Genomic DNA, 19,677 nt, shown 5'->3' with positions numbered 1-19,677 from the left:
GGAGAAAATGTGTCTCTTTTAACCCAAAATCTGAGTATCAGCTATCAGCAGAAAAAAGTGATAGATAATCTCGATTTAACCTTGCCGGCACATAAAATATCGGTGCTGATAGGCAGCAATGGCTGCGGTAAGAGTACGTTACTTAAATCTATGGCAAGGTTACTGATACCTCAGTCTGGCGCTGTTATTCTGGATGGTGAGGATATTCATGCCAGTAATACCGCTCAGATTGCGCGTAAGCTGGCAATTTTGCCGCAAACACCCGTTGCGCCAGAGGGGGTTACCGTTCGTCAGCTGATTAGTCTTGGTCGTTTTCCTTATCAGAACTGGCTGCGGCAATGGTCAGAAGAAGATGAAAAGCAGGTCGATGAAGCATTACGTCTTACCGATACTTATGCATTACAACATTCAGCCGTAGACGCATTATCCGGCGGACAGCGCCAGCGGGTCTGGATTGCCATGACGCTGGCACAGGATACTAACTACCTGCTGCTGGATGAACCTACGACCTATTTAGACCTGGCGCACCAGATAGAGATCCTGGAATTGCTGCGTGAGCTGAATCAAAAACAGAATAAAACCATCATTATGGTTCTTCATGACCTTAATCTGGCCTGCCGTTATGCCGATAATCTGGTCGCGGTGCATCTTGGGGGGATTTATGCCCAGGGTAAACCACAAGATATTATGAATGAAGCGCTGGTTAACACAGTATTTAATCTACGCTGCAAGATTATCGATGATCCTTTTTTCAATACTCCTTTGTGTATTCCGTTTCCCGGAGCATTGAATGCTAACGCCTGCTGAACGATCCTATTTATACACTTCTTTTCGTCTGCGCAGGTGCAATGAAGCTGATGTTCGTAGCATCGCGGCAGATTCTTTACTTGATACTGATACTTGCCGCCGCATGTTAACGACGATTATGCCGTTGATAGATGCTCCTGACCTGGCCATTACCGCCTCATTATATGTTAAACGGTTAGCCTTTCTTACCACCGGTAATGTGTTGTATGCGATGAGCGTATTCGATAAAGGATTAATTCTGTCACTTTCAGGCAGCCAGCTAGAATATGCGCATGATGACGGACTATGGACCTCCTCATTACCGGCAGATATGACCGAGAGTATTGCTCCCTGTGAGGGGCGTGACCAATGGCGTGAAGCTATTGTTGGGGCATTATTCAAAGACTTTCTCTCGCCATTATTGAATGTTTTGTCGCAGGTTAGTGGTATCCCAGTCCAAATACTCTGGGAGAATATCGCAGTTCGCGTTTATTCCCTGTATCGGGGAAGGATGGAGGGTCTTGACTCGGAACAGGCACAACGCTGTCAGGCGGATTATGACTGGTTATTAAGGCAGGCTGATGCGACGGTATTTGGTCTGCCCTGGAATCCATTAAAACGATTTAACCGGCCACTGAAACAAACGGCTACTGGCGAAAAAGTCCGTTTTCGCCGGACCTGTTGTTTTTATTATAAAGCAACCAGTCCTGTTGAATATTGCCATAATTGCCCGCTTCTTATTACCAAGAATATCGAGGCTGCAACCGGCCATAAGAAATAAAATAATGCCTCATCAGTCTGAAACAGAGGTGCATAGATACACCTCTGTTTATCCCTCTCTACTGAGTCAGAAACTCCATGTCAGTCCCAGCACCGGGCCACTTTGCAATATGTCATGGACATGGCCGCTGCGGTCGTAATTAACTTTAAAAGCCTTATAGCCTGCTGAGAGCGTAAGGCTGTTGGCAAAAGTATAATTAACGGTGGATAGCACCGACCAGGTGTACTCAGACCCTATACCGAATCCTCCGGCATCAATCTCAGACATAAAAGAAATATTGTCGGTGACAGGGACAAAGCCTCTGGCACCAATTAGCGGGTCTATCCACCAGAATTTTTCACCGTAGGAGACGCGCTGATCGCCAATTGAAGGGTGGCTTGCATTCACTCTGACGTTATTTCTGATGAACCAGTAACGGAGTCCTCCTAGTAAATCGAGTGTGTAATGCGGTGTGTCTTTGATGCGATAGCCACCCATCATGGTCGTCATAAATTGAGTGGAGTCGGCTCGGCCACTGATGTGCGTACCCTGGGGGATAACGCCTGTGATCCCTGGTACCTGGAATGCGGGTAAATCATTGTATGTCTGACGGTCAGTACCGTCGGCATACATGATATTACCGGAGAAAACTAAACGCCCGTTTCGTGCCCAGATATTGGTAAAACTTCCCAGATTAAGGTTACTCAAAACTTCAGAAAAGGACTGATTAACCTCGACCGTTTCTCCGCGCTGAAAAGGAGCGACTCTGCCGCTGATGCCTGCAGCCCAGATAAATGGACTGATCTGAAATACCCAGGGTTGCCTTTCTTCTTCAACAGGAATCTGGATAGGGGTTGAAGGTGCTGCATTGACGGTTTGCAAGCCAATGAGAGGAAGTACAATTAACAGAGAGTATCGGTTCAAGGTGCATTTCCTTATGCAATAAATACCGGTTAAATAAAAAGGTTGATGTGTTTGATGCTTTCTATAGAATTACAATTAGTCTTTTAATATAGTGTTTTGTTTTATAATTCATGGTGTTGTGATTGTTTTTATTACGATGTTTGAAGTGTTTAGGAATGATTGTGAAATAAGATTTCCCGGTGTTGTTAAGATAATGAAAATTTGCCATAGCTGTGATTTTTTATCAACATTATTAAATTTATTTATTGGGTTTTATTCTGTTTTCATATGTAATGTTTTAAATGAATGATATATGTAGCCAGTAATAACTAATAGTTTCCTGTTAATAAAATCACTTTATCGTCTTATTACAGAAGACTTTTTATTTTAACTAACATTCTGTTTCGATAAATTACTCTGCTAATAGCCGTCAATAAACAAAAATATGCTAAATGTTATTAGTTAAACTCAGTGATAAAATAATTAAATATTGCTTTATAAATTCCAGAAGGTGACTTCTTACTCAATTTTTCGTGTAACTCGCTGAGAAACTTACCTTAACCTGTTAGCTAAACGGAATCCTGGCGGATGGCTACCAGAAGCTCCCGAAATTTTAGCAAAATGTGCTATTTTTTTGCTGATAAAAAATATTTTCCATTTTTTCTGGAGAAAAATAAGGTCAGTAAAATGAGTCAATCTACCGATTTCTTCCTTCACATATTCCTCACAATTTCCCCATTAAACCCTCATTAATCGGCCTCTGGCGCATCTTTCTTCACGGCGATTGTATCCGTTGGTTTCAGCAAAAAAACGGCAATAACCAGCCACAGAGCGGCCCTGAGAGGTGTGTTGTAAGGGTTATTACTGTATTGATAATGATTATGAGAATAATTATCATGCCGATAATCGTTTGTAGCAATTGTATAGAAAGTACTAAGGCGTTGGGTTTGATATGTTAAAAATCATGCAACTGATTTTTACCGGGCTGCTGTTCCTGGCAGTAGGTTGCCAGCAAAAACAAAATGACAGAATCACTTCTTCGGCTGTGCCTGATACGGCTCTGGATGCAACTGCACAGATAATTGATCTGAAGACTTCAGAGCAGATAACACCTCGCGCGTTACTGAAGGCGATAAGTGATAAACCGATGGTGATAGTCGGGGAAAAACATGATAACCCGAGCCATCATCTGATTGAGCAGTGGCTGCTTGAACAGCTTGCCACCCTTCGTCCTCAGGGCAGCGTTATCCTCGAAATGATAACCACTGACCAGCAAGAGGCGGTTAAAACCATTGAGGCCGGTCTTAAAGATAATCCTTATATCCGCGAGCGTCGTATTCAAGAACTACTGGCCTGGAATATCGGCTGGCCCTGGCCGCTTTATCGCACCATGATAATCAGCAGTTTGCAGGCAGACTATCCGGTTCTGGCGGGAAATATCAGTGAGGATAAAGTCACTGAATTCTATAAAAACCGGGTACGACCAGAGGGGCAATTATCCCGGCAGCCAGCGGTCATTGAAAAGATGTCACAGCTGATTATTGAGATGCACGACGAGCCAATTTGCTGTGAACAAGTTGCATCCATGCTGGCGGTTCAGCAACAACGCGATCGCTTTATGGCACAACAGTTACTTAAAGCGCCTAAACCAACGTTATTAATCGCCGGTGCCTTCCATGCTGCCAGTAACTTAGGTGTCCCGCTTCATCTGCAAGACTTGGCTCCAGGCCAGAAGCCGGTGGTGGTTATGCTGGGGGAGAAGGGGATGAATATTACCCGCGCTGAAGCAGACTACATCTGGTACGTCGACGCGGTTACACCATAATGACGGCTTCATTTTCTCCGGTACTGGAACGAGAGCCTCTGCGCTATGGTCTCTCTTCTGCACTGAGCGTGATTTTCCATCTGGGCATTGTTGCTTTACTGATTGTCACCTTTGTTGACGAGACGCCGGTAAAGGTTCCTCCGGCGGCGATCATGCTCAGTTTTGCCGAACAGATTCAGGTAAGTCAGCCGAAAGCGATTTTGCCTCTGGGCGTGAATCAGCAGCAGAAGGCGGAAGCTTCCGCTGCTGAACAGACGCCACAGAAGGAAGAGGTAGCGCGCATTTTAGCCGCAGAAACCGGTGAGTTTGCGGAGAAAAATCCACAAAAAGTCACCAAAGTGACGCCAAAACATATCGATGCTAAAAAACAAAATACCCTGAAGCAGCAGGCTATTCAGGGGAATGCGACCCTGACCAAGAGTATTATTTTATGTGTAATCTGCGTTTTATTCTCGCGGCGGGCTGTCTTTTTGCCGCAAAACTGTGTCTGGCTGACATTCAGCTTAAGGCGCCTGTTGCTGAAGTTATACCGGAGACACTGACCACCCTCCAGGATACCCGGGTTGATAGTTACCGCTGGCTGCGCGATGACAGTCGGCAGAATCAAAAAGTTATCGACTACCTTGAGGCGGAGAATACCTACAGTTCCGAAAAGTCCAAGGACTGGCAGCCCCTGACCGAAGAGATTTATCGGGAGATGAGCGCCCGCCAGGAAGAACAACGTTATATCCCACCTTATACCAAGAATGACTGGACCTATCAGAGCCGCTACCCGGACTTGGCCAACTACCCGGTTATCTTCCGGCAGAAAAAGGGCAGTACAGACTGGCAAGAAGTGATCGATGCCAATACGCGTGGTGCCGGCAAGGCATTCTATCGAATGTCGGGTTACGCGGTCAGTGAGGATAATCGTTTTATCGCCGTGGCAGAGGATTTCAGCGGCGACAGCCAGAGTCAGATCTCATTACTGGATACCGCGGCGAACCAGTGGCTGACCGATTCACTTCTGCACACCTCAGGCAATATGGTTTTCAGCCAGGACGGTAAACAAATTTACTATGTGCTGAACGATGAGCAAACCCTGACCCCTAATCGGGTCATGCGCCATATTATCGGAAGTCAGCAAGCGGATACTGAGGTCTATTTTGAACCCGATGGCCGTTTTTTTACCGGTATTGCGCGCTCAGCTTCAGGGGATTATCTGCTGATTACCCTTAGCGGGAATGATATTTCAGAAGTCAGGGCGTTATCCCTGACTTCTCCTGAAGCCAGAATTCAGGTGATTAAGCCGAGAGCGGAAGGGGTGGAGTACTATGCCGATCACTTTGCCGGGCGTTTCTATATTCGCAGTAATCACCAGGATAAAAACTTTGCTATCTATACCGCATCTCAGCCCGGTAGCGCGCTGCAATCCCTGGTGGCTCCAGAGAAAGAGACCCTGATTGAGAGTTTTGACCTGCTGGGGCACTGGCTGATTATCACCAAACGCAGTGAGGGCAAAACGCAGTTTACTAAATACGACTTGACTACTGGCCAGTGGCAAACTCTGCAATTTCCGGATGCCAGCTATATGGCCCGCCAGGGCAGTAATACGGATAGCTCCGCAAAGGTATTCAACTATATCTATTCCTCCCTGAACCGACCGCTGAGCTATGAGCAGTGGGATTTGACTACCGGTAGTGCTAAGCCGGTGCATCAGCGCAAAATTGCTGACTATCAGGCCGGTGACTATGACAGCAAACTGGTCTTTATTACCGCCCGGGATGGCGAGTCAATTCCTGTCTCTCTGGTATGGCGTAAAGACCGCTTCCATGAAGGGAAAAACCCGCTGCTGGTTTATGGCTATGGTGCCTATGGTATGAGTCTGGATGCCGCCTTTAGCGCCCCGCGCCTGAGTCTGTTAGACAGAGGTTTTGTCTTCGCTCTGGTTCATGTACGCGGCGGAGGGGAGAAAGGCGTTGACTGGTATCAGCAGGGGAAACTGGCTCACAAACAAAATAGTTTCAATGACTTTATCGACAGTGCCCGTGGCCTGGTTGCTGAGGGCTATGGGGAAAAACAGCGGGTTTATGCCATGGGAGGCAGCGCGGGTGGCTTGCTGGTGGCTGCTGCGATAAATCAGGCACCTGAGCTGTTTTCAGCGGCCGTATTACAAGTTCCTTTTGTTGATGTACTGAATACGATGCTCGATAGTTCGCTCCCCCTGACTCAGCAGGAGTATGCCGAATGGGGAAATCCTGCCACGCCTGAGTATTACTCACTGATTAAAAGCTACAGCCCTTATGACAATCTCGCTGAGAAGTCCTATCCGGATATGCTTATTACCACGAGCTTAAATGACACCCAGGTGCCTTACTGGGAAGCGGCTAAATATATTGCCCGACTGCGCGCGGTGAATCAAAACCCACAGGCGACCTTCCTGTTGAATACCAATATGAATGCGGGCCACGGCGGACGTAGCGGACGTTATTCCCGCCTGCAGGACTCAGCCAATGCTTTCAGCTTTCTTATCTTTATCGATCAGCAAAAAAATAAAAATCCAGGAGTTACGCCGTGAAGTATATCCAAGTGGCTAATGTTGCTTTAGCTGGCTGTCTTTTATTGCCTGTTGTAGCCAGTAGCGCGACTGAAAGCAAAGAGTCGAATTTCTCTGCCTTAGAAGTTTCTGACGATAGCCAGCAATCGGAAGAGAGTGGAGTGGGCTCTGCTGAAGAGACCTTTACTAAAGCCGGTGCACACAGCACTCGTAAAGTTAACACTAACTTGCAAAGTGTTGACTCTCTGTTCCGAAGCGTTCCGGGTACCTATACCCAACAAGATCTTTCCCAGGGGACGGTAAACGTCAATATTCGTGGGATGAGTGGTTTTGGTCGGGTGAATACCATGGTTGATGGTGTCAGCCAGTCGTTCTATGGCACCACGCCCTCGAGTTATCACGGTGGAAACAACAGTTCTTCCGGGGTGTTAATCGACCCTAACTTTTTAGCCAGTATTGATATTCAACGGGGTAACAGCGGTGGCCCTCAAGGCGTGAATGCCCTGGCGGGAAGCGCCAATATGCGCACCATTGGCGTTGATGATTTATTGAAAAAACATCGTCAGGTAGGCGTTTTGTCGCGCTTCTCTGTCGGTGATAATGGTTTTGGCCGTACGGGTATGATTGCGGTTGCTGGCCGTACTGCTGCTCTGGGGGATGGCGGGAGTATCGGTGGATTAGTGGGGCTAAGCGGCAATGTGCAGCATGCCACCTTTGAGAATGGCGCAGGTGTTAGTAGCAGCGAATTTCTTGGAAACGATACCCAGTATATGAAGCAGAAGCCGAAATCACAGCTTTATAAACTGAATATTAACCCGGATCGTTTTAATAAAATTGAATTCTCAGGCCGTAATTATGAGAATAAATTTACTCGCAGAGATATTACCAGCGACGACTATTACCTTAAGTATGACTATACGCCCCTGTCAGAGCTGATTGATATAAATATGCTTGTCAGCACCAGTAAGTCGCGCCAGGCCTATGATGCTGACTCGCTGAGTGATGCCAACCACGCCGTTACCACCAACCGTTCAAATGCTATTACGCTTACTAATACCAGCCGTTTCTCTCTGAGTGACTATGACTTTGCCTGGCAGTTAGGCGGTAAACTGATGGATACGCGATATGAGCGTATGTTTGATAATAGCGATGAGAAAACTCACAATACTTTCGCTCCAGCCGGTAAACAGAAAGTCACTTCGGTGTTTACGGGGCTGACGATTAACAAAGATATCTATCAGCTCGATCTTAACCTCAACTACAGCGACTTCCGGGTCAAAGGGTTTAAGCCCGCCTGCCTTGATGGCCAGCGCTGCTTCCCTCAGGGAGACGCTCATATTGAGCTTAATGATCACGCAGTCAATCCAAGTATTGAGTTTTCGGCACAGGTTACTCCCTGGCTGCAACCTTTTGTCAGCTATAGCTACTCTTCACGCGCACCGGTCCCACAAGAGGTCTTTTTCGCCAATGAGGGTGGAGCGTCAATGAACCCTTTCCTTAAACCGGAAAAAGCAAAAACCGCTCAGGTTGGTTTCAATATCAATCAGAACGGCATTCTACTTGAGCAGGATTCATTTCGTCTGAAAGCTTTGGCTTATCAAACCCGGATTAACAATTATATCAACAGTGAGCGTTTCTTTATCTGTTATGAGGGAGCCTTGTGTCAGGATATTAACAACTCTCAGGGGAGCTTCCAGGCCAATATATTTACCAATTCGCAGTCAGAAGTCAGAACTGATGGCTATGAAATTGAGGCAGGCTATGACGCTGAATTTGCCTACCTGAATGTTTCCTGGAGCAAGCAGAACACTAATCAGCCTACTTCAGTAGCCAGTACAACTATAGGCGGATTTGGTTATGATGACTTAAGCGACTTGCCGAAAAGCTATGCCACCGTAGATGTGGGCGCACGTTTCTTTGATAAGAAACTGGTTGTCGGTAGCCTGATTAAATTCACCGGTAAATCAAAGCGCCTCAGCACCGAGGGTATTAATGGTGACTCCGGTCTGCTGGAAAAAGAAGCGATGCCGGATATTCCGACCGTGGTTGATTTGTACAGTAACTATCAGGTGACTGACAACGTGCTGCTACGCTTCAGTGTCCAGAACCTGGGCAATAAGAACTATGCCGATGCGCTGAATAAAATGAACCAGGACTATAACTACGCCGGGGATGATGGCCGTTCCATCAATACCACCGCCCGGGGCCGAACCTATATCTTCGGCGGAGAACTTAGCTTCTAGTTTTATCCCTCTCTTTTTATGGCCTGCCTGTTGGCAGGCCTTTTTGTAAATCAGCTTACAAATAATTACGACTGTTTGATTTTGATGACAAGATATAACATCTGAGATTATCTTTTACACTTATGATGTTAAAATGTTTAGTGTGCTTTGGTTTGTTTTTGTGTTGTTTTTGTTTTTATATATCAACAATAAAGATAAGCATTGTTAAATTAAAGGTGATTTTACTTTAAGCAATAAGAATACGCCTTAAGTAAGCGCCTGATCGTAAACGCTCTTTAAACGTGAATGATATTTCAGTGGGTTTCTTCAAAATAACTCATCAGATGAGCTGGAAATAAACAGTTGTTATTCGTTACCTGAATAAATTAGGATTGAGAGAATATTATTTATATCAGTCATATTTTATTGGTGTTGCAAAGGGCGAAATAAGTCTGGCAATAGTGATTTTTTATATTGGTTGGCAGGTTAAATATAATATTGTGAATTATTTTTGCTGTATCTTTCTCAATAACTAAAATTAAAGGTATTTTTTAATGAAAAAATTAACACTTTCGTTAATGGCGTTAGCTTTAGCTGGATTATCCACAAGCGCGATGGCATCGGTAAGCGATGAAGGTTATTACGGCGCTGCGAGACTGAGTAAAGTCTGGCAAAAAGCCGATAGTATGGACACCAGCAGCCGTCCGGGTATTGGCCAGTTTGCAGCAGGTGACGATAAAGACAATTTTTATAATGGTTCAGTGGCAGCAGGTTATCAATATGGTAATGGCTGGCGTACCGAGGCTGAATATACCTTTAAGAAAAAAAGTGAATATACCAGTGGATCCACGACTTTCCCTGCCAGCCTGAATCATCATAAAACTGATTCTCAGCGTTTAATGCTGAACGCGTATCGCGACTATGAAATCTATCAGGGCATCTCCCTGTATGGCACCGTTGGTCTCGGTATTGCTAAAGTCCAATCATCTGGCTGGCAGGGTAATACCACGCGTCAATACAGCAGTAATACCGATACTAATCTGGCATATTCTGTTGGCGCGGGCGTCAGCTATGAGCCGATTGATAAATTAAACTTTGATTTAGGCTATCGCTATATTGATTTAGGTAAAGTTGAAAGCGGCATGAATACTTTTGACAACGCCAGACATCTGCAAGATGAACAGATGAAAGCGCACTTAAAATCACAAGAGCTGGTTTTAGGCGTCAGATATTTATTCTGATGAGCTTTATTTGATTTAGTTAATAATATCCGGCGAATTAATATTTCGGCGGATATTTTCCTATGTTGGAGCAGAGCGCTATATCTTAACGCTCAGTGCAGAGCTAAAGGCTCCGGCTTTCTGTTAAATGATATCCCTTCTTCTTGTAGGCTATTCTGATAAGAGAAATAGTCTGTTGCTTTTCTCCGTTCTCTGTATCGCTCATACCTCAGATATAATATTGTTTCTACACCGCTACGTTATGGATACTTTTTCGTGATTTTAATCATCTACGCTCACCCTTATGCGAACTTTTCTCATGCTAACCGTTTTATGCTGGAGCAGGCGAGTTTGCTCCCCGAGGTGAAAATCCATTCCCTGTACGATAACTATCCTGATTTTTCGATAGATGTAGCCCGTGAACAACACCTGCTTTCAGAAGCCAGCCTTATTATTCTTCAACACCCGATGCAGTGGTACAGCATGCCCCCTCTGTTGAAACTATGGCTGGATAAAGTGCTGGCCTATGGCTGGGCTTATGGGCCTGACGGTAAGCAATTACAGGGTAAATCGTTCCTCTGGGCGGTCTCTACGGGCGGAAATTCAAGTCATTTCTCACTGGGTGACCACCCTGGTTTTGATATCCTGGCGCAGCCACTACAGGCCACAGCGCTCTATTGCGGTATGAACTGGCTTCCCCCGTTTGCCGTACATAATGCGTTTGCCGGTGATGATGGCGAATTACAGCGCGGCGCTGAACGCTATAAGCAGAGACTGGTTGAATGGCTGGAGGCGAAGCGTGGATAGTCACAGCATTGAACAGGTCTTAGTGTACCTGGGAGCTGCCGCCTTTATTGTGCCGCTGGCGGTGCGTATTGGCCTCGGTTCGGTACTGGGGTATTTAATTGCAGGCTGTATCATCGGCCCCTGGGGCTTAAAATTCGTCGATAACGTACACACTATTCTCGAGTTTGCTGAAATTGGCGTGGTACTGATGTTATTTGTTATCGGGCTGGAGATGGATCCCAAGCGTCTGTGGAGTATACGCAGAGACGTGTTTGGCAGCGGCACCCTTCAGATGATTATCTGCGGGCTTGGCCTTTCTGCATTTTCGATGGTGATGGGGCTAAGCTTGCCGGTTGCGTTACTGATAGGCTTTACGTTAGCGCTATCCTCCACGGCGATTGCCATGGCGGCGATGAATGAACGTAACCTTCTGACCTCGCCCGTTGGCCGTTCGACTTTCTCGGTGCTGTTACTTCAGGATATCGCGGCTATTCCCCTGGTGGCGATTATTCCACTGCTATCCAGCACTGGCAGCGCGATGGATCTTCACTCCATCGGTATCTCTACCGCCAAGATAGTTGCCGCTTTAGTACTGGTTGTTCTGCTCGGCCGCTATATTACTCGTCCTATTCTGCGGTTTGTTGCCCGCTCGGGCGTCCGGGAAGTGTTCAGTGCCGTTGCCTTATTCCTGGTATTTGGCTTCGGTATTTTGCTGGAAAATGCGGGGCTGTCTATGGCGATGGGGGCTTTCCTGGCAGGCGTTCTGCTGGCAAGTTCTGAATACCGGCATGCGCTGGAAAGCGATATTGAACCCTTCAAAGGACTGTTGCTTGGCCTGTTCTTTATGGGCGTTGGCATGTCCATCGATTTCGGAACCCTGTTTGAGAATCCGTTACGTGTCCTCGGTTTCCTGGCCGGTTTTCTTCTCATCAAATTATTCACCTTATGGCTGGTGGCGCGTATCACCCGAGTTGCCAGACTACAAAGACGCTGGTATGCGGTGCTACTCGGGCAGGGCAGTGAATTTGCATTTGTAGTCATTGGGGTGGCTAACAGTGCCCAGGTGCTCGACGATAACTGGGCAAAAATGCTGATTTTAGTGGCCGCGTTATCGATGGCGATTACACCATTATTACTGCTTGCACTCTCTGCCGCTGAGGGAATGAAGAAGAAAGAGGACTTACCGGCAGATAGCATTGATGAAGATGCTCCGGCCGTGATTATTGCGGGCTTCGGGCGTTTCGGGCAAATTGCCGGGCGTTTGCTGATGACCGCAAATGTTAAGGTGGTGGTACTGGATCATGATCCTGACCATATTGAAATCTTGCGTAAGCTGGGGATGCAGGTCTATTACGGCGATGCAACAAGACAGGACTTACTGGAATCCGCCGGGGCGCATAAAGCTAAGCTGCTGATTAATGCCATTGACGATCCTGACAATAGCCTTGAGCTGACGGAGATGGCGAAGACTAACTTCCCGCACCTTTTGCAACTGGCGCGTGCGCGGGACGTGGAGCACTATGTGGCATTACGCCGGGCAGGTATTGAACATCCGCAGCGAGAAGTGTTTGAAAGTGCGCTGAGTATGGGGCGTGATGCTTTGACAGCTCTGGGCGTGGGTGCCTATGAAGCCAAAGAAATGAGCGATCATTTCCGTCGCTATAACACGCAAATTCTCGAAGAGCTTTCCATGGACGATAGCCTGACAACACGCGCTGAAATGCTGAAAAAAGGTCACCATTTAATCAGCGATATGATTACCGACGATAAGCTTCATCTCTCTTCTGTCCGGCTGCATGGCTGGAAAGGGACGGACGAGGGTCAGCACAACGGAGCCACAGAAACCCGTATTCAGTAAGCGACATTTTACTGGAGTAATGTCCGATAAACAGCCCATCCATTGCCAGCATAATAAAATGGATGGGCTATTTTTATGCCCGTTATTTGCCTGTTTGTTTACTCGTTATTAATTCCCTTCATGTTGTATCCACTATCTCATTTTATTTTCTATTTTCCCCTCTATGACCTGACTCATTATGGTGCACCACCTGCACTCTATTTTATTACCCTGGTGCAATTTTGGTGAGGGATGTATTTTTTTATCTATTTATCAGTGTCATACCTATTGGCACGCTCTTTGCTTTTATGAATATCGAAGAACATCAGTTTGATGAGTAGTGATTCTGGTGATGCAGTTTAAGTGGCAGGCCCGACTTTACTTTATGACGATTCATTCCTTCTTTTGATATTTCTGGGGGCTTTACAGCATGAAAAAACGTTCATTGTTTAACTCGATGGGGCTTTGTGCGACGGTAGTCAGTCTTGGTCTGGCATTCAGTGCTAAGGCAGAAGACACCATTAAAGTCGGTATTATGCATTCATTGTCCGGAACTATGGCTATTTCTGAGACACCCTTAAAAGATGTTGCCTTAATGACCATTGATGAAATTAATGCGAAAGGTGGCGTTCTCGGGAAAAAATTAGAACCTGTCGTTGTTGACCCTGCCTCGAACTGGCCATTATTTGCTGAAAAGTCACGACAGTTACTGTCCCAGGATAAAGTTGCCGCGGTATTTGGTGCCTGGACCTCTGTTTCCCGTAAGTCTGCACTCCCGGTATTTGAAGAGCTGAATGGTTTACTATTTTACCCGGTGCAGTATGAAGGTGAAGAAATGTCACCTAACGTTTTCTATACCGGAGCGGCTCCGAATCAGCAGGCTATTCCGGCGGTTGAATATTTATTAAGTGAAGATGGCGGCGGGGCGAAAAGATTCTTCCTGTTAGGCACCGATTATGTTTATCCCCGTACTACCAATAAAATTCTGCGCGAATTCCTGCATTCAAAAGGCGTAGCGGATAAAGACATTGAGGAAGTCTATACCCCGTTCGGTTATAGCGATTATCAGACTATTGTCTCTGATATTAAGAAATTCTCTGCTGGCGGTAAAACCGCGGTGGTCTCGACCATTAACGGGGACTCTAACGTCCCATTCTATAAAGAACTGTCCAACCAGGGCATTAAAGCTACCGATATTCCAGTGATTGCTTTCTCAGTAGGGGAGGAAGAGTTACGGGGTATTGATACCAAACCGCTGGTAGGCCAGCTGGCAGCCTGGAACTACTTCCAGTCTCTGGATAACCCGACCAACAAGCAATTTGTTGAAGATTACAGAGCCTACGCGAAGAAGAAAAACCTGCCTAATGCCGATACTGTCGTCACCAATGACCCGATGGAAGCCACTTACGTTGGCCTCAATATGTGGGCGCAGGCCGTAGAGAAAGCTGGCACTACCGATGTCGATAAAGTTCGTGCCGCTATGGCCGGGCAGACCTTCAAAGCTCCTGATGGCTATACCCTGGTGATGGATGAAACTAACCACCATCTCCATAAACCGGTGATGATCGGTGAAGTGGGCCCTGACGGGCAGTTTGAAGTGGTATGGCAAACAGAAGAGCCGGTTCGCGCTCAACCCTGGAGCCCTTACATCGCTGGCAATGATAAAAAACCTGACCACCCTGTTAAATCAAACTAAAACCTTTGCCATCCGGCCCTGAAATCGGGCCGGGTGATGCTGCCCGTTGCAACAAGGCCTGAATGATGAATACTCTCCGCTACCTCGGTTACCTGTTGTTATTTCTGCCATGGCTGGTTCAGGCGGGAGATAGCGCCGATTTCACGACTGCCAGTCGTAGTCAGCAGGCTCTGTTACTTGAACAGTGGGCTTCTGCACCGCAGCTACAGCGCTTAGGATTACTTGAAGCCTTGCGCAATGAAACTGTGGTTATTGACGAAAATAAACAGCCTTTCTCACAGCAGAAAGGGCAGTTAATACCTCTTGATACGGTACAGCAGCCGGCGGGAGAGGTGAAAAAAATAGTGATTAATAACCGTCTGCGAGGGTTGATTGCCAGTGCCCTGGCTGCGCATCAGCTGGTCAGCGATGACGCAGCGACCCGGCTCAAAGCCGCCCGTGCTTTGCAGGTTAATGGTGTTCCCGACCAGCTCCCGCTGCTTGAAAGCCGTATTGCCGGTGAACAAGATAGTCAGATAAAAGAAACCTTAACCATGGCTGCGGCGCGACTACAACTAAGCAGCCCTGATGCTGAAGTCCGGTTACTGGCGGTTGAACGACTGGGCCACTCCAGTGACCCCGCGATGCAGTCGCAACTATCCGCGCTGACACAGACGGCCAATGAGCCGGATGCCAGAGTCCGCGCCAGTGCCGAAAAAAGTTTGCAGGCGATTCAGTCCCGTCTGCAGTGGGGAGACTGGCTGGGGCAGATTTTCGCAGGTCTCTCTCTCGGATCCATTCTCTTACTGGCGGCATTAGGCCTGGCCATTACCTATGGTCTGCTCGGCGTTATCAATATGGCACACGGCGAAATGCTGATGATTGGCGCCTATGTAACCTGGCTTACCCAGGGGGCTTTTCAGCAGTTTGCTCCTCAGTGGCTGGCCTGGTATCCCTTATTTGCGATCCCCGCCGCTTTCCTCGTTACGGCAATGATCGGTATGGCGCTTGAACGGACACTGATCCGCCACCTCTACGGTCGCCCGCTGGAAACCTTACTCGCGACCTGGGGGATCAGCCTGATGCTGATCCAGCTGATCCGTGTACTGTTTGGTGCCCAGAACTTAGAAGTGGCTAACCCGGGCTGGTTATCCGGCGGTATGCAGGTTCTGCCGAACCTGGTACTGCCCTATAACCGTATTGCCATCATTATTTTTGTCGGCATCGTACTGATGCTGACCTGGATGATACTCAATAAAACCCGCCTCGGGCTTCGCGTCAGAGCGGTAACCCAGAACCGCCAGATGGCCGATTGCTGCGGCGTACCGACCGGAATGACGGATATGCTGGCCTTTGGTCTGGGATCGGGCATTGCCGGTCTTGGTGGCGTTGCATTATCGCAGCTTGGCAACGTCGGGCCGGAGTTAGGCCAGGGTTATATTATCGACTCCTTCCTCGTGGTTGTGGTCGGGGGCGTCGGACAGCTGGCAGGAACCGTTATCGCAGCCTTTGGGCTGGGTATTCTTAACAAGTTTCTTGAGCCGCAGATGGGGGCCGTGCTGGGTAAAATCCTCATTCTTCTGATAATCATCCTGTTTATTCAGAAACGTCCGCAAGGATTATTTGCCGTCAAAGGGAGGGTTATTGACTAATGCGCCAGCCATTTACCGTTTTGATGATACAAAAGGCCCCCTGGCTCACCTGGATCCTCGGTGGCATTCTGGTGCTGGCTCTGCTGACCATGCCGTTTCTGGCACTGTTGCCGGAAAGTCACCCCTGGGCTCTGTCGACCTATACCCTGACGCTGGTCGGTAAAATATTATGTTATGCCATTGTCGCCGTGGCTCTCGATTTAGTCTGGGGCTATGCCGGATTGCTCTCTCTGGGGCATGGCTTATTTTTTGCGCTTGGCGGCTATGCGATGGGTATGTATCTGGTCAGACAAAGTGCCGGAGAAGGGTTGCCTGCTTTTGCTTCTTTCCTGTCATGGCAGGAATTACCCTGGTTCTGGACGGGAACCCAGTTCTTCCTCTGGACGCTGTGCCTCATCATCCTGGTGCCGGGAATACTGGCGTTTATCTTTGGTTTTTTTGCCTTCCGCTCAAAAATTAAAGGCGTCTACTTCTCGATTATTACCCAGGCGCTAACCTACGCCGCCATGCTGCTGTTCTTCCGCAATGAAACCGGCTTCGGCGGTAATAATGGTTTTACCGGCTTCAGTACCTTGCTTGGTTTTACTCTGACTGATACTTCCACACGAATAGGTTTATTTATTGCCACCGTTGTATTACTGCTCTTCAGCCTGTGGCTGGGCTATCGGCTGGCACGCAGTAAATTTGGCCGGGTGTTAACCGCCGTGCGTGATGCAGAAAACCGCGTGATGTTTATTGGCTATGATCCTCAGCGTTTTAAGCTGTTTATCTGGACGCTTTCTGCGGTGTTATGCGGACTGGCGGGCGCCTTGTACGTGCCGCAGGTCGGGATTATTAACCCGGGTGAAATGTCGCCGACTAACTCGATTGAAGCGGCTATCTGGGTCGCGCTGGGTGGGCGGGGATCGTTGATTGGTCCGGTGCTCGGGGCGGCGATTGTTAACGGCGCCAAGAGCTGGTTTACCGTCGCTTTTCCGGAATTCTGGCTATTTTTCCTCGGCCTGATGTTTATTCTGGTGACGCTGTTTCTGCCTTATGGCGTGGTTGGTTTATTCCGTCGGAGGCGTAATGACTGAACAACTTTATACCCAAATCTATCCTAACGATTCTCATCGGGAACAGCGTGACCCGGTACTGATGCTGGATAAAATCAACGTCTCATTTGATGGTTTTCGTGCTCTGACAGACCTGTCTCTGAATATTGGTATTGGCGAGCTACGCTGCATTATCGGGCCCAATGGAGCGGGTAAAACGACGTTAATGGATGTTATTACCGGCAAAACGCGACCGGATAACGGCCAGATTACCTATGACCAGGACATAGACTTAACCCAGTTATCCTCGGTAGAGATTGCCAGAGCAGGGATTGGCCGTAAATTTCAAAAACCGACGGTTTTTGAAGCATTAACGGTATTTGAGAATCTCGAAATTGCCCTGAAAACCACCAAAACAGTCTGGGCTAGTCTGCGCACTCGTCTCAACGGTGAACAGCGAGACCGTATTGATGAGGTACTGATGTTATTGCGTTTGCATGCTTCAAGCCAGCGACAGGCCGGACTGTTATCCCATGGCCAGAAACAGTTTCTTGAGATTGGTATGCTGCTGGTACAAGACCCGCATCTATTACTGCTTGATGAACCCGCTGCCGGTATGACCGATGCGGAAACCGAGTACACGGCGGAGCTATTTCGCGGATTAGCGGGAAAACACTCTCTGATGGTGGTTGAGCATGATATGGGCTTTGTCGAATCGATAGCCGATCATGTCACGGTACTACATCAGGGACAGGTGCTGGCGGAAGGGTCACTGCGCGAAGTACAGGCCGATGACCGCGTAATCGATGTCTATCTGGGGCGCTAATATGTTACAGGTTAAGGATTTAAATCAGTATTACGGTGGCAGTCATATTCTGCGTGGCCTGTCGTTTGAGGTGCAGCATGGAGCAATCACCTGTCTGTTAGGACGTAATGGTGTCGGCAAAACCACCCTGTTAAAGTGTCTGATGGGCCTGCTAGCGGTGAAAACCGGAGAGATACAGTGGCAGGGCAAGGCGATTAATCGCTATAAACCGCATCAACGTGTACAGGCTGGTATCGCCTATGTGCCCCAGGGGCGAGATATTTTTCCCCGTCTTACAGTTGAAGAAAACTTGCTGCTCGGACTCTCTCGCTTCTCGGGCGCTGACAGTCGCCGGGTACCCCAGGATATTTACCGACTTTTCCCGGTACTGGAAGAGATGAAACACCGACGCGGGGGCGATTTATCCGGCGGTCAGCAGCAGCAACTGTCGATTGGCCGGGCGTTAGCCAGTAAGCCTCAGTTACTGATCCTCGATGAACCCACAGAAGGGATCCAGCCTTCTGTTATCAAAGAGATAGGCGCGGTGATTCGCCAACTGGCGCAGCAGGGCGATATGGGAATACTGTTAGTTGAACAGTTCTATGATTTTGCAGCCGAACTGGCGGACAACTATCTGGTGATGTCCAGGGGCGAGATTATACAAAGAGGGGCGGGTAAAGATATGGAGCAAGACCGGGTCAGGGATCGCGTGACAATATAAACAGCGATTGTACTCACTCAGCTCGCCGAATCGCCCGCTCGGGCTATAAGATTCGGCGCGCCTGATTTAAGAGCCTATCCCATTAGGCTATTTTATTTGTCATTTTGGCCCTGGGCAGTGCTCAAAATCCTCACGGACGAAGTGTACGCTCCGGTTTTTCCGCGCTGTCTGTGTCCAAACTGACTGCAACAATATACGCCTAATGGGATAGGCTCTAAGACTGAGTGAGAGCCTGATAAACGCTCAGGCCATTAACGCTATTTTCATCAAAATCCAGCTGCTGTTGCAGGGCGTCTAAATGATCACGCATTAACCGCTGTGCCAGGTCACAATCGCCGCTACGTAAGGCCGCGATGATCTGCTGGTGTTCATCGCAATGACAGTGGGTCGAAATATCTTTCTGATAGAGCATCATAATCAGCGAACTCATCACCATCAGGTTATTGAGAATATCGCGTAGCACCTCGTTGTCAGCAATACGGGACATCAGGGCATGAAATTCCCCTAATTGATGCACCGTATCCCGATGATTTTTACTGAGTAATGAGCTGTGTTCATTGTGCTGCTGCTGTTCTATTTCTTTGGCAAAACGGGCCATCTTCTCGGGCGTAATACAGGAAATAATCGCGCATTCCACCATATTACGAGCAAAAAAGATTTCCTGGGCCTGTTTTGCCGAAGGACGAGCGACCATTGCGCCATGATTCGCCTCAATCTGGACAATACCCTGACTCGCCATGCGTTGCAGCGCGGACTGAACGTGATTACGGTTCGCCTGAAGAGACTCCACTATTTGCGCTTCAATAAGACGCGTGCCCGGCCGTAATTTATGCTGACCGATTGCCTGAGTCAGTGCGTCTACCACCCGATTTACTTCCCGTTGTTTTGGCGTCAATATTTTAGTCATGACTTTTT

The 19,677-nt window shown here is 47.9% G+C and carries 16 protein-coding genes; 14 read left to right on the top strand and 2 right to left on the bottom strand.

Going from position 1 to position 19,677, the window contains the following annotated elements:
* Positions 1 to 9 precede the first annotated feature (9 nt).
* Complete coding sequence (locus M2387_RS11560; RefSeq protein WP_259049406.1) at positions 10 to 807, top strand: ABC transporter ATP-binding protein; 798 nt, start codon at positions 10 to 12, stop codon at positions 805 to 807.
* Entirely contained in the window at positions 791 to 1,567 is a 777-nt protein-coding gene (locus tag M2387_RS11555; RefSeq protein ID WP_259049405.1) for an IucA/IucC family C-terminal-domain containing protein, read from the top strand. The genes M2387_RS11560 and M2387_RS11555 overlap by 17 nt, the downstream gene beginning before the upstream one ends.
* A 66-nt stretch (positions 1,568 to 1,633) precedes the next feature.
* Here the strand turns inward: M2387_RS11555 and M2387_RS11550 are convergent, their stop codons facing one another.
* Positions 1,634 to 2,470, bottom strand: a complete 837-nt coding sequence (locus M2387_RS11550; RefSeq protein ID WP_259049404.1) for a hypothetical protein — start codon at positions 2,468 to 2,470, stop codon at positions 1,634 to 1,636.
* 931 nt (positions 2,471 to 3,401) lie between these two features.
* Between M2387_RS11550 and M2387_RS11545 the strand changes: the two genes are divergently transcribed.
* From M2387_RS11545 to urtE, 12 genes are all read left to right on the top strand, one after another.
* The gene (locus M2387_RS11545; RefSeq protein ID WP_259049402.1) at positions 3,402 to 4,274 is read left to right on the top strand and encodes a ChaN family lipoprotein; all 873 of its coding nucleotides are present in this window, start codon (positions 3,402 to 3,404) and stop codon (positions 4,272 to 4,274) included.
* Complete coding sequence (locus M2387_RS11540; protein ID WP_259049401.1) at positions 4,274 to 4,816, top strand: hypothetical protein; 543 nt, start codon at positions 4,274 to 4,276, stop codon at positions 4,814 to 4,816. Before M2387_RS11545 ends, M2387_RS11540 begins: the two co-directional genes overlap by 1 nt.
* Positions 4,705 to 6,831, top strand: a complete 2,127-nt coding sequence (locus tag M2387_RS11535; protein WP_259049400.1) for a S9 family peptidase — start codon at positions 4,705 to 4,707, stop codon at positions 6,829 to 6,831. The genes M2387_RS11540 and M2387_RS11535 overlap by 112 nt, the downstream gene beginning before the upstream one ends.
* A complete protein-coding gene (locus M2387_RS11530; protein ID WP_259049399.1) occupies positions 6,828 to 9,053 on the top strand; it encodes a TonB-dependent receptor domain-containing protein in 2,226 nt (741 codons plus the stop codon). The genes M2387_RS11535 and M2387_RS11530 overlap by 4 nt, the downstream gene beginning before the upstream one ends.
* A gap of 533 nt (positions 9,054 to 9,586) precedes the next feature.
* The gene (locus M2387_RS11525) at positions 9,587 to 10,273 is read left to right on the top strand and encodes an outer membrane protein (protein ID WP_259049398.1); all 687 of its coding nucleotides are present in this window, start codon (positions 9,587 to 9,589) and stop codon (positions 10,271 to 10,273) included.
* A gap of 255 nt (positions 10,274 to 10,528) precedes the next feature.
* Complete coding sequence (gene kefF, locus M2387_RS11520; protein ID WP_259049397.1) at positions 10,529 to 11,059, top strand: glutathione-regulated potassium-efflux system oxidoreductase KefF; 531 nt, start codon at positions 10,529 to 10,531, stop codon at positions 11,057 to 11,059.
* Positions 11,052 to 12,896 carry a glutathione-regulated potassium-efflux system protein KefC gene (kefC, locus tag M2387_RS11515; protein ID WP_259049396.1) on the top strand — a complete coding sequence of 615 codons (1,845 nt, stop codon included), beginning with the start codon at positions 11,052 to 11,054 and terminating at the stop codon, positions 12,894 to 12,896. Before kefF ends, kefC begins: the two co-directional genes overlap by 8 nt.
* A gap of 409 nt (positions 12,897 to 13,305) precedes the next feature.
* Positions 13,306 to 14,571 carry an urea ABC transporter substrate-binding protein gene (urtA, locus tag M2387_RS11510; RefSeq protein WP_259049395.1) on the top strand — a complete coding sequence of 422 codons (1,266 nt, stop codon included), beginning with the start codon at positions 13,306 to 13,308 and terminating at the stop codon, positions 14,569 to 14,571.
* A gap of 65 nt (positions 14,572 to 14,636) precedes the next feature.
* Positions 14,637 to 16,202: an urea ABC transporter permease subunit UrtB gene (gene urtB / locus M2387_RS11505; RefSeq protein WP_259049856.1), complete on the top strand. Its 1,566-nt coding sequence runs from the start codon at positions 14,637 to 14,639 to the stop codon at positions 16,200 to 16,202.
* On the top strand, positions 16,202 to 17,278 hold the full coding sequence (gene urtC / locus M2387_RS11500; protein ID WP_259049393.1) for an urea ABC transporter permease subunit UrtC: 1,077 nt from the start codon (positions 16,202 to 16,204) through the stop codon (positions 17,276 to 17,278). The genes urtB and urtC overlap by 1 nt, the downstream gene beginning before the upstream one ends.
* Positions 17,271 to 18,062 carry an urea ABC transporter ATP-binding protein UrtD gene (urtD, locus tag M2387_RS11495; RefSeq protein ID WP_259049391.1) on the top strand — a complete coding sequence of 264 codons (792 nt, stop codon included), beginning with the start codon at positions 17,271 to 17,273 and terminating at the stop codon, positions 18,060 to 18,062. The genes urtC and urtD overlap by 8 nt, the downstream gene beginning before the upstream one ends.
* Position 18,063: 1 nt before the next feature.
* Positions 18,064 to 18,762, top strand: a complete 699-nt coding sequence (urtE, locus tag M2387_RS11490; protein ID WP_259049388.1) for an urea ABC transporter ATP-binding subunit UrtE — start codon at positions 18,064 to 18,066, stop codon at positions 18,760 to 18,762.
* 214 nt (positions 18,763 to 18,976) lie between these two features.
* Here the strand turns inward: urtE and M2387_RS11485 are convergent, their stop codons facing one another.
* Positions 18,977 to 19,669, bottom strand: coding sequence for a GntR family transcriptional regulator (locus M2387_RS11485; RefSeq protein WP_259049386.1), 693 nt, complete (start codon positions 19,667 to 19,669; stop codon positions 18,977 to 18,979).
* Between the last annotated feature and the right edge of the window lie 8 nt (positions 19,670 to 19,677).

The organism is Klebsiella sp. BIGb0407 (assembly GCF_024807845.1).
Lineage (GTDB): Bacteria > Pseudomonadota > Gammaproteobacteria > Enterobacterales > Enterobacteriaceae > JGM124.
This window is presented reverse-complemented; position numbering and strand designations above follow the sequence as displayed.